Source organism: Halochromatium roseum (assembly GCF_016653315.1).
Lineage (GTDB): Bacteria > Pseudomonadota > Gammaproteobacteria > Chromatiales > Chromatiaceae > Lamprobacter > Lamprobacter roseus.
This window is the reverse complement of sequence record NZ_NHSH01000051.1, coordinates 1-14,358: the sequence shown is the minus strand read 5'-3', so window position 1 is coordinate 14,358 and position 14,358 is coordinate 1. Positions and strand designations below refer to the sequence as shown.

General features: G+C 62.4%; 13 protein-coding genes and 1 pseudogene. 5 read left to right on the top strand and 9 right to left on the bottom strand.

Annotation, left to right across the window (positions count from 1 at the left end):
• The 3 genes from CCR96_RS09355 (at position 1) to CCR96_RS09345 (ending at position 1,458) form a co-directional block, all read left to right on the top strand.
• A complete protein-coding gene (locus CCR96_RS09355; RefSeq protein WP_201219865.1) occupies positions 1-360 on the top strand; it encodes a hypothetical protein in 360 nt (119 codons plus the stop codon).
• A gap of 229 nt (positions 361-589) precedes the next feature.
• Complete coding sequence (locus CCR96_RS09350) at positions 590-1,096, top strand: SCP2 sterol-binding domain-containing protein (protein WP_201219864.1); 507 nt, start codon at positions 590-592, stop codon at positions 1,094-1,096.
• A 119-nt stretch (positions 1,097-1,215) separates the two neighbouring features.
• Complete coding sequence (locus CCR96_RS09345; RefSeq protein ID WP_201219863.1) at positions 1,216-1,458, top strand: hypothetical protein; 243 nt, start codon at positions 1,216-1,218, stop codon at positions 1,456-1,458.
• 132 nt (positions 1,459-1,590) lie between these two features.
• Here CCR96_RS09345 and CCR96_RS09340 read toward each other — a convergent pair whose 3' ends face one another.
• The 7 genes from CCR96_RS09340 to CCR96_RS09310 all read right to left on the bottom strand — a co-directional run bounded on the left by CCR96_RS09340 (position 1,591) and on the right by CCR96_RS09310 (position 8,457).
• The gene (locus tag CCR96_RS09340) at positions 1,591-3,078 is read right to left on the bottom strand and encodes a DUF3422 family protein (RefSeq protein WP_201219862.1); all 1,488 of its coding nucleotides are present in this window, start codon (positions 3,076-3,078) and stop codon (positions 1,591-1,593) included.
• On the bottom strand, positions 3,068-3,676 hold the full coding sequence (locus CCR96_RS09335) for a hypothetical protein (protein ID WP_338035857.1): 609 nt from the start codon (positions 3,674-3,676) through the stop codon (positions 3,068-3,070). The genes CCR96_RS09340 and CCR96_RS09335 overlap by 11 nt, the downstream gene beginning before the upstream one ends.
• Positions 3,677-3,845: 169 nt before the next feature.
• Positions 3,846-4,676 (bottom strand): phosphate ABC transporter ATP-binding protein PstB, encoded by an 831-nt coding sequence (pstB, locus tag CCR96_RS09330; RefSeq protein WP_201219860.1) that lies wholly within the window; start codon positions 4,674-4,676, stop codon positions 3,846-3,848.
• 25 nt (positions 4,677-4,701) lie between these two features.
• Positions 4,702-5,610 carry a phosphate ABC transporter permease PstA gene (gene pstA / locus CCR96_RS09325; RefSeq protein ID WP_201219859.1) on the bottom strand — a complete coding sequence of 303 codons (909 nt, stop codon included), beginning with the start codon at positions 5,608-5,610 and terminating at the stop codon, positions 4,702-4,704.
• Positions 5,611-5,613: 3 nt separating this feature from the next.
• On the bottom strand, positions 5,614-6,582 hold the full coding sequence (pstC, locus tag CCR96_RS09320) for a phosphate ABC transporter permease subunit PstC (RefSeq protein WP_201219858.1): 969 nt from the start codon (positions 6,580-6,582) through the stop codon (positions 5,614-5,616).
• A gap of 175 nt (positions 6,583-6,757) precedes the next feature.
• Entirely contained in the window at positions 6,758-7,825 is a 1,068-nt protein-coding gene (gene pstS, locus CCR96_RS09315; RefSeq protein ID WP_201219857.1) for a phosphate ABC transporter substrate-binding protein PstS, read from the bottom strand.
• A gap of 176 nt (positions 7,826-8,001) precedes the next feature.
• Positions 8,002-8,457, bottom strand: coding sequence for a hypothetical protein (locus CCR96_RS09310; RefSeq protein WP_201219856.1), 456 nt, complete (start codon positions 8,455-8,457; stop codon positions 8,002-8,004).
• A 405-nt stretch (positions 8,458-8,862) separates the two neighbouring features.
• Between CCR96_RS09310 and mfd the strand changes: the two genes are divergently transcribed.
• A complete protein-coding gene (gene mfd / locus CCR96_RS09305; RefSeq protein WP_242518815.1) occupies positions 8,863-12,600 on the top strand; it encodes a transcription-repair coupling factor in 3,738 nt (1,245 codons plus the stop codon).
• 278 nt (positions 12,601-12,878) lie between these two features.
• Here mfd and CCR96_RS24535 read toward each other — a convergent pair.
• A pseudogene (locus CCR96_RS24535) lies at positions 12,879-13,100 on the bottom strand (type II toxin-antitoxin system prevent-host-death family antitoxin); the annotation flags it as partial.
• A gap of 143 nt (positions 13,101-13,243) precedes the next feature.
• A complete protein-coding gene (locus CCR96_RS09295) occupies positions 13,244-13,747 on the bottom strand; it encodes a hypothetical protein (protein ID WP_201219938.1) in 504 nt (167 codons plus the stop codon).
• A gap of 230 nt (positions 13,748-13,977) precedes the next feature.
• On the opposite strand from CCR96_RS09295, the gene CCR96_RS09290 reads away from it, so the two are divergent.
• Positions 13,978-14,232 (top strand): CCDC90 family protein, encoded by a 255-nt coding sequence (locus CCR96_RS09290; protein ID WP_201219855.1) that lies wholly within the window; start codon positions 13,978-13,980, stop codon positions 14,230-14,232.
• Positions 14,233-14,358: the final 126 nt, after the last annotated feature.

Here is a 14,358-nt window from a genome sequence, read left to right as displayed (position 1 = left end):
ATGACTAAGACCACACTGCCTCTCACTCGCCTCCTCATCCTGCTGCTGCTCAGCGTCGCCATGCTGGGCTGCACCCAAGAGACCCAAAACAAGATTGGCCGCTCGCTGCAGAACTGGACGGGCGCCAACGGCGTGCTCGAGGTCTACTCGGGCGGCAAGGTCGTCAAGCGCTTCATCAAGATCGATAAGCTCTCGACAGCCACAGCGACCAGCGGCGACATGAACCGCCCTTATCGTTTTGCCTACGGCGTCCTCGACAGTAACCTCAATGGCGAACAAGACGGCAATGAGCGCAAGGTCTATTTCGAGATCAGCGATTACTCGACCAACTACGTTTTCTATGGAGATCCGGGCACCTGATGCCTGCTCACAACGATGCCTGTACACAACGAAGAGAGGTTGACTGCGGCAACGGCCCATCTAACCAGAGCAACGATCAGCAAGGTCTCCCGATCGGTTCATTGCCACCTTCTCGCGCCTGGCGTAGCATCCTGTTCGCTAGGGGATGACATTTGCGCAGCCCTTTGGTGACTGAGCAGCTCAAGACAAAATACAACAGAGTCTAACGACCCCATAGGAGGATCTGACCATGATCACAACACGCGCCACCGCCTTAGCTGTACTGCTCGCAACCGGAAGCCTCAGCGCGCACGCAGAGGTCTTCATGAGCAATGCGTGGGCCAAGCAGGCCTGCGATGCCTGGAACAAGAGCAGCACCCTCACCAATGAGCTTGCCGACTGGGCCAAGAACGACGATGACCGCGGTTTCAAGACGATTCAAATGTATCGAGACAAGTGCGGCCTCGGCAGCAAGGTCGAGTTGAAGATCTCGCACAAGGACGGCAAGGCCATCTGTACCTATGGTGGCGCGGTCACCAACAGCAACCCAGATTACGGTGTCGACTACCTGATGCACGCCACCGACGAAAACTGGACCTGCATGGGCGAGGGCAAGTGCAAAGCGGCCGGCTCGATGATGACTGGCAAGCTCAAGTTCAGCGGTCCGAAGATGGAAGCCATGGGCGTGATGGGTCCTTTTAACGCGTTCCTCGCACTGACCGGCAGCGTCGGCGGTGACATGAACACTTGCCCATAACCACCGGCCACTTGGAGCGACCAAGGCGACCGAGCACGACACCATGCTTCGCCGGTCGACGCCCAGCGAGCGCGGGCCGACACGCCGAATCCTGACCGCGATTCACATGCGGAGGACGCATGGAGTACTACATCTTGCTGGTCGAGAAGAACGGCGACGCGCTCGCTCGCGTCATCGGCACATCGCCGTCTTCATCGACCGCTCGCGAGCTGGCACAAGCCCTCGACGTCAAGCATCACGGACGCATCACGGGGCGGACCTTCTATCTCGACCACGATGCGCTGATCTCCTGGCGGAGCCAGGGAAAGATCGCACCCATCGGTTCCCTCAGGCCAGAGCTTGATATTCGGGCGCCGGGCTAAGGCCGATGGCCGACGCTGCGACGGGCCAGCGTCCCCTGTTGCGAGAGCCTGAGTCGCTGCCCATTTTCTACTTCCCGATCATCGCCCACCATGGGCCCTCAAATCGGGAAGACGTTGATCGACAGTTTTTTACTAATCTTGCTCGCGCGTCGGTGTTTCAGTCGAACCGGCACCGCCGCCTTGCGCTGTGCTCAGATGCGAATGCTCGGCATCCTGATGTAAGCGACGCCTTGCACGTCTGAGTCCAAGCCAAGCGATGCCAACCACCAGCGGTACCGCAATGCCAATGCCAAGTGTCGAATTGAGGGGCCAGCCGCTCGCCTCGAACCCCTTCAGTAGATAACCGATCAGCCCGACTCCGTAATAGCCGATCGCGACGACCGATAGCCCCTCGACCGTCTCTTGCAACCGCAGCTGTAGCTTGGCACGCCGATCCATCGAATCCAACAGGCCGCGGTTTTGCTCCTGCAACTCAACCTCGACCCGAGCGCGCAGCAGCGCGGTCAAGCGCGCCGCCCGCTCGGCGAGATGTTGCTGACGTTGCGCGGTTGCGGTGCAGGTAGCGATCGCCGGCGCCAAGCGTGCATCGAGGAATTCGGTCAGTGTCTGTACCCCTTGAATGCGCTCTTCGCGCAGCTGCTCGAGCCGCTGTCGCACCACCTGATAGTAAGCTTGCGAGGCATCAAACCGGGTTGCGGTCTCGGCCGCGACCGACTCGATCTCAGCCGCCAGTGCGGTGAGTTCGGCCAGTAGTTCGCGCTCTGGGGGCAATGTCAGGCCATCGACAGGGCTCGCGTCGCCGCTACCCGCAGCGTCCAATTGGCCATCAACCATACGCGCGGCCACACCTGCCAAGCGCTGCTCCGCATCGCTCAGCAGCAACGCCGCTTCCCGCGCCGCCGGCAGACCCAGTAGCGCCATCGCGCGATAGGCATTGATCTCGAGCACGCGCTTGATCAGCCGACCCGCCTGCTCAGCTGACAGACAGACATCGCGTAGCAGAATATGGCCAAATCCGTCGGCATGAATCCGCAGATCAGACCAGACGTAACCAGCCCCGCCGGCAACCTGACCACCCACCACTGGATGATGACCGAACAGCGCGACCAACTCGTCGAGGCTGCGCTCGGGCATCTCGGCTGACTCAAGCGCAAGTTGCACCGCAGTCACCACCTGCCCCGGGAGATTACGCAGCCAGACTTGCGGCAATTCACCCAGCAGATCGGAACCAAAGGGTTGAGCAAATGGACCCTGACGGCTGAGCGTGTAGGTGACAAATTCAGTATGCCGCTCCCAGCGCAGCCAGAGCCCACCGAGATCGGTGGCGAATTGCAGGCCAACCTTCGGTGGCAACTGGATACCAAAGTGTGAGAGCAAGCGCGCCAAATACTGTTGCTGGCGCCCGCTCCCCCGCTCGCCACAGAGATAGGCAAGATGTGCGACCCGAACCGGCGCCTGCATCGGATCGAAGGTGCGGGCATGCAGCTCGGAGGTCACCAGCTCGCGCAGCGGATGCACCGGAAACGGCAGGCCGGAGCCCTGCGCTGAGGGCTCCGGCAGCACACTCACGATGGGCGTGGCATTGTCGTGGTTATCGTCGTCGTCAAGTCTAGTGGCCATCGAGATGAACCTTCTCAGCGTCGTCCTTGAGCAGGTCAGCGAATCGTTTCACCAGTTTAGGACGTTCTAGCAACAACCGCAGTGAATGTTTACGCGAGTTCTTGACCAGCGCCGAAGGATCGAAATAGGCCTTGGCATTCTCAACCGAGAGCACGAAGGGCGGCTTTCCGTCACGAGCGAGTATCCAGCTCATCACCAGCGAGCCAGTCCGATGGTTGCCCTCGATGAACAACTGTGGCTGACTCAGGATATGAATGTAGGTACTCGCGGCCCGCCGCCGAGTCGGTGCGCCATTGAGACCTCGTACCCAGTTCACTAAGGATTCGACCCCGCCGTCGGTGGCCGCGTAGAAGTGTTCTTTGGTCGCCTCGAGCTGCGAGGCGCACTCGGGCCGCCGTGCGGCGTCGAGCCCGCAGAGCACGCGCACATTGAGTTCGAGCAGCAGCGACGAATGCCCAGCGGCAAACAGATCCACCCCATCGGCGAGGTAGGCGTCGACCAGCTCGTAGCCGAGCAGCATGCGCTCGAGGACGGCGTTGCCGAGTGGATCACGCGGCGTATCCAGGGTCCCATTGATCCGTTCGAAGTCTGCCTGCACAGCGCGTAGTGACGCCTCTATGGCATCCAGGTTAAGTCGTCTCGCCTTCGGCATCGAGATCCATTTGCAAAATTGAAGCAAAAGCTCTGCCTTGCCAGGGAAGCGGAAGGCCCCAAAGCTTGGCGTGATTGCTGGCTGAGGTATCGAACAGCTGCTAAGCAGCTGCCGATCAGCTGAATTCGCCGGAAACGTATTCCTTCGTCAGCTGTGCCTGCGGGTCCTCGAAGACCTGGCGCGTCTCGCCCATCTCGACCAGGTAGCCGGTGCGTCCACCCTGTGAGATGTCGACCGAGAAGAAGGCCGTGGTGTCGGCAACACGCGTAGCTTGCTGCATGTTATGGGTCACCAGCGCCACCGAGTAGTTTTCCTTCAGCTCCAGCATCAGTTCCTCGACCTGACGTGTCGCGATGGGGTCCAGCGCCGAGCAGGGCTCGTCCATCAACAGCACATCGGGCTCGGTGGCCACGGCACGCGCGATACAGAGACGCTGCTGCTGGCCGCCGGACAAGGACAAGCCACTGTTCTTCAGCTTGTCCTTGACCTCGGTCCAGAGCGCCGCACTGCGCAATGCCTTCTCGACCCGCTCGTCCATATCACCCTTGAACCGATTCAGCCGCAGGCCGAAGGCGACGTTGTCATAGATGCTCATCGAGAACGGGTTCGGCTGCTGGAATACCATGCCGATGTAGCGCCGCACCAAGACCGGGTCGATCGACTTGTCGTAGATGTCCTGCCCGTGGTAAGTGACGCTGCCCTCAAAGCGGAAGATGGGGATCAGATCGTTCATCCGATTGAGGCTGCGCAGCACGGTACTCTTGCCGCAGCCAGACGGCCCGATAAAGCCAGTGATCTTGTTCTTCTCGATCGGCACGATGCTGTTGCGCACGGCCAGGAAGTCGCCGTAGAAGATCTTCTGCAAGCGACAGTCCATCACCCTGTCTTTCGGGTCGACCGACCAAGCCGCAGCTTGGCTGCTGAGTGCTTCTGAAGTCGCGTTCATGTCCGAGTTACCTCATCAATCGCAATCAAAACTTCTGCCGGCCGAGAACGCGGGCCAGAATGTTGAACAGCAGGATAATCAGCACCAGCACCAACGAGGCCGTCCAAGCCAGCTCGATCTGGTTGTCATAGGGCATGCCCGAGAAGTTGTAGATCAAGATCGACAGCGACGAAGTGGGCTCGCTCAATCCTTCCCAACCATTGATGTAGTAGGTACTGAACAAGGCGGTAAAAAGCAGCGGCGCCGATTCGCCCGCCGCACCAGCCACCGCCAGCAGCACACCGGTGATCACGCCGGGCATGCCGGTCGGTAAGGTCACCTTGCTGATGACCTGCGCTCGGGTGCAACCCATACCGTAGGCAGCATCCTTCATCTTCTGCGGCACCTGCTTCAGCGCCTCCTCGGCGGTCAGAATCACCGTTGGCAGCATCAGCACCGCTAGCGCGATACCACCAGCCCAAGCCGAGTAGCTCTTCATCGCTACCACCAGGGACGCATAGACGAAAACACCAGCCAGGATCGAGGGGAAGCCGGTCAGCACCTTGGCCAGGAAGCGCGCGATCTGCGCCAACTTGGCGTGCGGATCGATCTCAGCCAGGTAGATGGCGGCGAGGATGCCGATCGGGATGCTGATGGCGGCGCCAATGCCAACCATGACGCCGGTGCCGACGATCGCCGGGCCGATACCACCGCCGACCTCGAACGCCGAGGGTGGCAGTTCGGTCAGGGTCTCCCAGTTGATGCGAGCGCCGCCCTTGGCGATCAGCATGTAGAGCACCGAGAACAAGGGAAATGCGGCCAGGATGGCGAGCAGCCAGGTGATGCCAGTATAGATGCGGCTCCTGAGGCCACGACCTTCGAGCACCGAGCCCTTGAGCTGCGGCAAGGAGTCAAGATCCCGCTCGAGGATCGCCTGGCTAATGTTACCGGTCATGGCCTATTTCCCCTCAAACTTGCGCGTAGCGGCCTTCATGATCCAGAGGCCAAAGATGTTCACCAGCAGCGTGATGGCGAGCAGCGCGATGGCCGCATACATCAGCGCCTGCACCTCGATCGGCCCAGCCTCCGGAAAGCTAGAGGCGAGCAGCGATGCCAGTGTGTTGGCCGGCGCGAACAACGACAGGCTGATCTGATTGGAGTTACCGATCAACATCGCCAGCGCCATGGTCTCGCCCAGCGCGCGCCCGAAGCCGAGCACCAGCGCTGCCAAGATGCCGCTCGAAGCACTCGGCAACATCACCTTCAGGATCGCCTCCCAACGCGTGGTGCCCATACCATAAGCGGCTTCTTTGACCTTATAGGGCACGCGCTTGAAGGCATCGACCGAGATCGCTGCCACCGTCGGCAGGATCATCACCGCCAGCACAAGCGCAGCCGGCGCCATGCCAGGGCCGCTCAGCGAGGTGCCGAAGAACGGGAACCAGCCGAGCGTGTCGTGCAACCAGTTGGCGCCAGGCCGGATCAGCGGAATCAGCACGTAGATGCCCCAGAGGCCATAGACCACCGAGGGGATCGCGGCCAGCATCTCGACAATGGTGCGAAAGACATTGGAGACGCGATGGTCGAGAAAATCTTGGGTCAGAAAGATGGCGATCGCGACCCCAAGGATACCGCCAAGCAGCAAGGCCAAGAGTGAGCTATAGAGCGTACCCCAGATCTCGGGCAGGATGCCGAATTGCTTTGCCTGAACATCCCAGGTGGTGCTGTAAATGAATTCGGGGCCAAACTCGAGCATCGCCGGAAAGGCCTGGCGACCGAGTTCGAAGACGATATAGGCCACCAGGAGCAGGATAACCGCGGCCGCGCCCCAGACCACCCCTCGGAGCAGTTTGTCCGCCCCATAGTCGACAGCCGAGGGCGGCCCGCTGACCTTGGTGACAACATGAGCGAAAGGATTGGAAGCCATAGCAAGTGCGCCGTTCTTGGATCGCCAACGCTGGCGAAGCTGAGCGATAAGGAAGCGGTATGGAAGCGATAAGGTTGGGCGATAAAGATTAGGTCAAAAAGCTGCCGGCGAACGGTGCAACCTTCGATAGCGCACCGACGCCAGCTGAGCCTCAAGCGGGCTTCAGGTCGCAGCGTTACTTGCTGCTGCCGACCAGCTTCATGGCCTCTTCAACCTTGGCCTTGACGTTCTCCGGCAGCGGAATGAAGCCCATCTTGGTGGCGTCCTTTTGGCCTTCGGTCAGGCCATATTCGATGAAGTCGCGCAGCACCTTGGCGTTTTCCTCGTCTTGATGCTGATACATCAGCATCCAAGTAAAGGTCGCGATTGGATAGGCCTGCTCGCCCTCGGGGTCATCAACCCAAACGCGCAGGTCGGGCGTGCCCGGATACCCTGGCAGATCAGTGGTTGGGAATTCGGCGCTGGCCAGTGCGGCCTTACCGCTGTCCTCGCCCGGCTTGACGAAATGACCGGCCTTGTTCTGCAGGATCGCCATCGGCTGACGGGTCGCCTCGGCATAGCCGTATTCGATGTAGCCGATCGCGCCCGGTGTCTGCTTGATCATCGCCGCGACACCGTCGTTCTTCGGCGCGCCGACAAAGCGCTTCGGCCAGTTCACGCTCTTGCCGTGACCGACCTGGCTCTTGAACTCATCGCTGATCGCGGCGAGGTGGCCGGTAAAGACATAGGTCGTACCGGAAGAGTCAGAGCGACGTACCACGGTGATCTTGTCATCGGGGAACTTCACATCCGGATTCGCCTTGGCGATGCGCTCATCCGACCAGGTATCGAGCTTACCGGTAAAGATATCGATGAACACGTCCCGCGGCAACTTCAGCTCCGGGTTGCCAGGCAGATTGTACGAGAGGACGACCTCACCGGCGGTCATCGGCAGCAGGACCACGCCCTTTTCGGTCGGCACCTTGCTGATCTCGTCGTCGTTCATGGCCGCATCGCTGGCCGCGAAATCGACGGTTTCGGCAATAAACGCCTGAATGCCTGCACCACTACCGACCGCCTGGTACTGGACGCGTACGCCCTTGTTCTGTTTGCTGAAGTCCTTCGCCCACTTGGCATAGAGCGGGAACGGAAAGCTGGCGCCGGAGCCATTCACGGTGGTGTCGGCGCTGACCGCCGCAGAGAAGGCGAACGTCGAGAGACAGCCGGCAAGTGCCGCTGTCTTCAGTGCATGCAGAAGCGTCATGGCGGAAGAACTCCTAAAGATCATGGTGCGTAGAAGGGTGGCCCAAACTCAGGCCAGCGCTATTGTGACGACCGCATACTGCCATTCTGTGAATTTTTCGTGACCAACCGATGCCAGACGAGACCGCCTTGAGGTTTCCTCGACTGGGAGGTTTGCCGACTGGCACGGCGGCGGTGTCAATGGCGACGCCCAGGGCGGTCGACCTGAAAATTCTTCGACGGGTCGACCTGATCATAGACCGAGAAGCGTGAAAACAGGGTCATGGCGGAGCCGTCCATGGCCGTTAACGCGCAGAGCCCCATATCGAGGTCGCGGAAGTAGAAGGTCACCCCGAGGAGATGTCCGAAGGTAAAGCCGCCATGGGCAAACCCGTACTGTTTGAGTGCAGCCAAGGTCATGGTGCGCGGCTTGACCTCGGTGTCTGGCGTCATGCGCCGTCGAAGCACCTCCAGCACCCCGTAGAAGCGTGACTCGATCTGCTCGTCCCTGAGCTTCTTGCCCTTGGCGAGAAAGGCGGGATCATCGACCAGGGCATCAAAGAAGTAGGTCATCGGTTCGGAAAATTCCTCGGCATTCACCAGCAGGGTCTTCAGATGAGCGATCTTGCCGGCGAGGTTGGTTGGCTGCTTCATCGATGCGGTCTCCAAGGCTGACGAGAGGGTGGCCATGGCACATGGCACATGGCACATGGCACATGGCGATATCGTACCTGAGTGAGGCTGCGAGCCGCGAGGAGGCGCACGACCCGGCCCCCTCACCGCTCGGAGCAACCCGCAGCTCATCATCCCTGGCCTGGAGACTGGCGTTTTCGCCGGCGTGACGCTGGCATCCCGCTGAACGTTGCAGCCGCTGTTCCACTAGGGCTGTTCCACCAGGGCTGTTCCACTAGAGCTATTCCACTAGGCATTGCTGCACCCAGAGGTGTGCTGTGCGAAGATTCAGCGCTTATCTTTCAGTCCGCTGTTCTGCTCTTCCTTGTCGCTGTGTCCCAAGACCCTACCGCTTCTCGCTCGGATGCGCCCTCGGCGCTCACCGCCATGCCCCCAGCTGGCCTCACGGATGCCCTCACCGAGGATGCGCGAGCGCCATCACCGCTCGCACCACCCTTGCCGCAGCGCCAAGGCGAACGGCTGTTGTGGGGGAAACTCTATGGCGCTGCTTCAGCGCTGGCGATTGCCGAAGCCGCCCGCAACGCGCGGGCTCCGCTGCTCTGCGTGGTCGCGGATATGCCGGCGGCGGTTCAGCTCAGCGAGGCGCTGCGCTTCTTCCTCGATGAACAGGACATCAGCGCGAACAATGCGTTGGCCAACGCCGGCACGGCCACCGGCACGGATAGCAACAGGGGCGCCGAGACGAAGACAGGCAAAGGCGCTGGGGCAAACGCCGGCACGGGCGCTAACGCCGGCAAGCCGAGTACCGAACGGGCTCGCGGCCAAGCCGTGCCGGTGCTCAGCTTTCCGGATTGGGAGACGCTGCCCTACGACGTTTTCTCACCGCTCCCGGAGCTGGTCTCCGAGCGGCTGCTGACCCTGCACCGCTTACCGCGGCTCGCGCGTGGGGTGCTGGTGGTGCCGGTCGCCACGCTGATGCAGCGGCTGCCGCCGCCGGACTTCGTCGACGGCCAGTCGCTGGTGCTGGCCGCCGGCGACCGACTCAACCTGGAGCACACCCGCGAACGCCTCACGCGCGCTGGCTATCAATGCGTCTCGCAGGTCATCACCCACGGCGAGTTCGCGGTGCGCGGCGCGCTGCTCGACATCTTCCCGATGGGCAGCCGCGAGCCACTGCGTATCGACCTGTTCGACGATGAGGTCGAATCGATCCGCACCTTCGATCCCGACAGCCAGCGCTCGATCGCCAAGCTCGAGCAGGTGCGCCTGCTGCCGGCGCGCGAGTATCCGTTCACCGAGGAGGCGATCGCCGGCTTCCGTCAACGCTGGCGCGCCAGCATCGACGCCGACCCCAAGGCCAGCCTGATCTATCGCGAGGTCTCCGAGGGCCGAGCACCGGGCGGGCTCGAATACTACCTGCCATTGTTCTTCGAGCAGACCGCGACCCTGTTCGACTATCTGCCCACCGGCGCCCTGCTGTTCGAGCCAGAAGGCGCCCGCGAGGCGGCCAAAGCCCGCTTCGAGGATATTGGCACCCGCTACGAGCAGCGCCGCCACGACATTGAGCGACCACTGCTGCCACCTCAGCGCCTCTATCTCAGCCCGGACGAGCTTGCCGGTCAGCTCAATGCGCTGCCCGGTGTGCGCTGGCAGAGCGCCGAATGGGCCGAGCGACGCAAAGGCTTTGCGCAGGTCTACAACTTCGCCAGCGGGCGACCGCCGGCCGTGGCGATCCAAGCACGCGCTGCGCATCCCGCCGCGGCACTCAAGGCGTTCTTGGATGAGACCGCGTTGGTTGACGCGCCCAGCGCGCCTAGCGCGGCATCGGGCTCACCTTCACCCAACCCCACCGGCCGACGCGTGCTCTTCATCGCCGAGAGCACCGGCCGACGCGAGCTGTTGATCGACAATCTGCACGGCTTTGGCATCCAGCCAAAGCCCGTCGCGGGCTGGCTCGATTTCCTCACCGACACCGCCCCGCTCGCGGTGACCGTCGCGCCGTTGGAGGAGCCGCTGCTGCTGCCCGCCAGCGCTGATCAGCCCGCGCTGGTGATCCTGACCGAGACCCAGCTCTACGGCGAGCGGGTGCGTCAAGAGCGCCGCCGCAAGCACCGCGAGCGCGATGGCGAGGCGGTGGTCCGCAACCTCACCGAACTGGTCGCGGGCGCGCCGGTGGTGCACGAGGAACATGGCGTCGGCCGCTTCCTTGGGCTGCAGACCATCGCGGTCGGCGGCACCCCGGCGGAATTCCTCGCGCTCGAATACGCCAAGGGCGACAAGCTCTATGTGCCGGTCAGCTCGCTGCACCTGATCTCGCGCTACACCGGCGCCGAGCCCGAGCAGGCGCCGCTGCACCGGCTCGGCAGCGATCAATGGGAGCGCGCCAAGCGCAAGGCGGCGGAGAAGATCCGCGACGTCGCCGCCGAGCTGCTCGACATCTACGCCCGCCGCGCCGCCCGCCAAGGCGTCTCCTTCCCGACCCCAGGCGCCGACTACGACGCCTTTGCCGCCGCCTTCGAGTTCGAGGAGACCCCGGATCAGCAGCGCGCCATCGAGGCCATCCTCAGCGACATGGCCGACCCCAAGCCGATGGACCGGGTGGTCTGCGGCGATGTCGGCTTCGGCAAGACCGAGGTGGCGATGCGCGCTGCCTTCGTCGCCATCAATGCCGGCAAGCAGGTCGCGCTGCTGGTCCCGACCACCCTGCTCGCCCAGCAGCACTTCCAGAATCTGTCGGATCGCTTCGCCGACTGGCCGATCAAGGTCGAGAGCCTGTCGCGCTTCAAGAGCGCCAAGGAGGTCAAGGGCGTGACCGACGGGCTCGCCGCCGGAACGGTCGATCTCGTCGTCGGCACCCACAAGCTGTTGCAGCCCTCGGTCAAGTTCAAGAACCTAGGACTCGCGATCATCGATGAGGAGCACCGCTTTGGCGTGCGCCACAAGGAGCAGCTGAAGAGCCTGCGCGCCGAGGTCGACGTGCTGACCCTCACCGCGACGCCGATCCCGCGCACGCTCAACATGGCGATGGCCGGGATGCGCGATCTGAGCATCATCGCCACGCCGCCGGTCGAGCGCCATCCGATCAAGACCTTCGTCTCGACCTGGAACGATGCCCTGATCCGCGAGGCCTGCCAGCGCGAGATCAACCGCGGCGGCCAGGTCTACTTCCTGCACAACGAGGTCGAGACCATCGAGAACATGGCGCAGAAACTAGAAGCACTGGTGCCCGAGGCGCGGGTCGAGGTCGCCCACGGCCAGATGCGCGAGAAGGAGCTCGAGCGGGTCATGCGCGACTTCTACCATCGGCGCTTCAACCTGCTGGTCTGCACGACGATCGTCGAGTCCGGCATCGACGTGCCGAGCGCCAACACCATCGTCATCCATCGTGCCGATAAGCTCGGCCTGGCGCAGTTGCACCAGTTGCGCGGACGGGTTGGCCGCTCGCACCATCGCGCCTACGCCTATCTGATCACCCCGCCGCCGAAGGCGATGACCGCTGATGCGAAAAAGCGCTTGGAGGCGATCGAGTCGCTGGAAGACCTCGGCGCCGGCTTCACGCTGGCCACCCATGATCTGGAGATCCGCGGTGCCGGTGAACTCTTAGGCGAGGAGCAATCCGGCCAGATCCACGAGATCGGCTTCACCCTCTACATGGACCTGCTCGAGCGCGCGGTGCAGGCGCTCAAATCCGGCAAGACCCCGGAGCTCGATCGCCCGCTCGACCACGGCGCCGAGATCGATCTCGGCCTCCCCGCCCTGCTGCCGGACGATTATCTGCCCGATGTCCACACCCGGCTGGTCACCTACAAGCGCATCGCCAGCGCCGCCGACCGCAACGAGCTGAAGGATCTGCAAGTGGAGATGATCGACCGCTTCGGCCTGCTGCCGGAGCCGACCAAGGCCCTATTCGCGATCACCGAGCTGAAGCTCAAGGTCCAGCCCTACGGCATCAAGAAGATCGAGGCCGGCCCCAAGGGCGGGCGCATCGTCTTCGGTGAGCAGCCGAATATCGATCACATGAGGCTGATTCAGTTGGTGCAATCGCGGCCCAAGGACTTCAAGCTGGATCAGGCGGCGGGTGCGCTGCGGTTCAGCATGGACATGGCTGATCCGGCCAAGCGGGTGGATCAGGTCAGTACGGTGGTGGCGCGGTTGACCGGGTGAAGCGCCATTTCATCTGAACATCAGCGGAAGACTTACGTGTCAGGTCCCTGGTGATCATAGCGCCATAGCGCCGGAAGACATCCAGATCTAAACCACGACCGCCCAGACTAATCAGGCCGTTCCTGGCCATCTGGTGCAGAGGTTGATCTGTTTGCGTCAAGCGGACTCGCACCACGGATTGAACACCGCAACCCCGGCCGCTACGAAGTCGACCACGGAGGGCGTTGGCCGCTGACGCCGCAGCTCCGAGAGCACGTTGGTATCCAGTAGCCATCCGCTCACAGCTTGATGTCACGGACTGGACCACGGGTCTTGCGGTGCTCGAATTCGAGATCATCGAGGTCGGCCTCGGCGAGCAATCGGACCAAGGCGTCGCCCATCGGTTCGCCGCGCAGGCGCTGGTAATCTTTGGCGGACAAGACGACGGCCTTTTCCTGACCATTCACGGTCAAATGCTGTGGTCCAATCTCGCCGGCAAGACGAACCAACTCGCTAAAGCGAGCTTTGGCATCTTACAGCTTCCATGTGCCGGGGCGTTCGGCTGCTTCGGCAGGGGGTGCGCTCATGGTTGAGGCCAAGAATCAACATCCATAGAAAACTTGCGTTGGAGACGTCGCCAGACCGATCCTATCCACTTTACTGGTCACCCTTGGCCAAGTCGACCTCTTGCCCCGGCGCTCAGGAACCCGGTTACAAAGTCGCGATTGCTGGCCGCAAGTAGGTTGCCATCGTCGCTCAGCTTGGCGAGTAGGGCCGAATCCAGTCGGTCGGCATCGGCGCGCGCCTTCTCGGTCGCCGTCATCGCCAGCTTGTCATCCTGATTGGCTTCGATGGCAAACTCACGCCGATCAAGCGCCTCGGTGCGCACCCGCACCAAGACAGGATGTGTCATCGCCTTGACGCGCTCAGGATCAAGACCGAAGGTTTCCGCCTCCTCGGTCAGCCACTCGCGGTATTCCTCAGCGCGACCGCTGCGGTAGGCTTCGCGAATCGCCATGGTGCGGCCGTTGCCGGACTCGACCACGCGATCCGGCACCACGATCGGTGCCCCGGTATCGGCGCGACGGGTACGGCCGAGGCTGTCGGGGGGTGGCGGATGTAATCGTGGGGAATCCGCCGTTTTTGGGCGGGAGCAAGAAGCGAGCAGCGCTTGGTGATGCCTACTTTACGGTCTCGCTAGACTCTATTCCGGTCGCGTGCCCGCCGGTGCTGATCTTGTAACCTACTGGTTCGAGAGGGCCCGCGCGCAGCTCGTGGCGGGCCAAGCGGGCGCGGCGGGGCTGGTGGCCACCAACAGTATTCGCGGCGGGGCCAATCGCAAGGTACTGGAGCGGATTCTTGCAACACCTAGTCGATCCGCCGACACGGAGACCGATGATGACAACACTGACATTCGACACCCACAAGTTCATTCAGGCCCTAGAAACGACGGGCTTCAGTCGCGATCAGGCCGAGGGGCTGGCCGCAGCGCTCAAACAGATCCAGGAAGAGCAACGCCCGGTGACCCAGGAGTATCTGGACTACCGACTCAAGAGCGAACTGGCGGAACTCAAGCTCGATCTGATCAAGTGGGTGACCGGCGCACTGGTCGCCCAAGCGGCGATCATCGCAACGCTGGTGAAGCTCCTGTAACCGTTCCTCGAGCCATGGAAAACTATCCATGCACGTGAGCCGAACAGTGTTGCTCACGATTCGCGGGCTGGGATTGCACCAACCTCAGGCGAATGGATCGCCGGTCACGCCGTCGCCCGTGGGGTC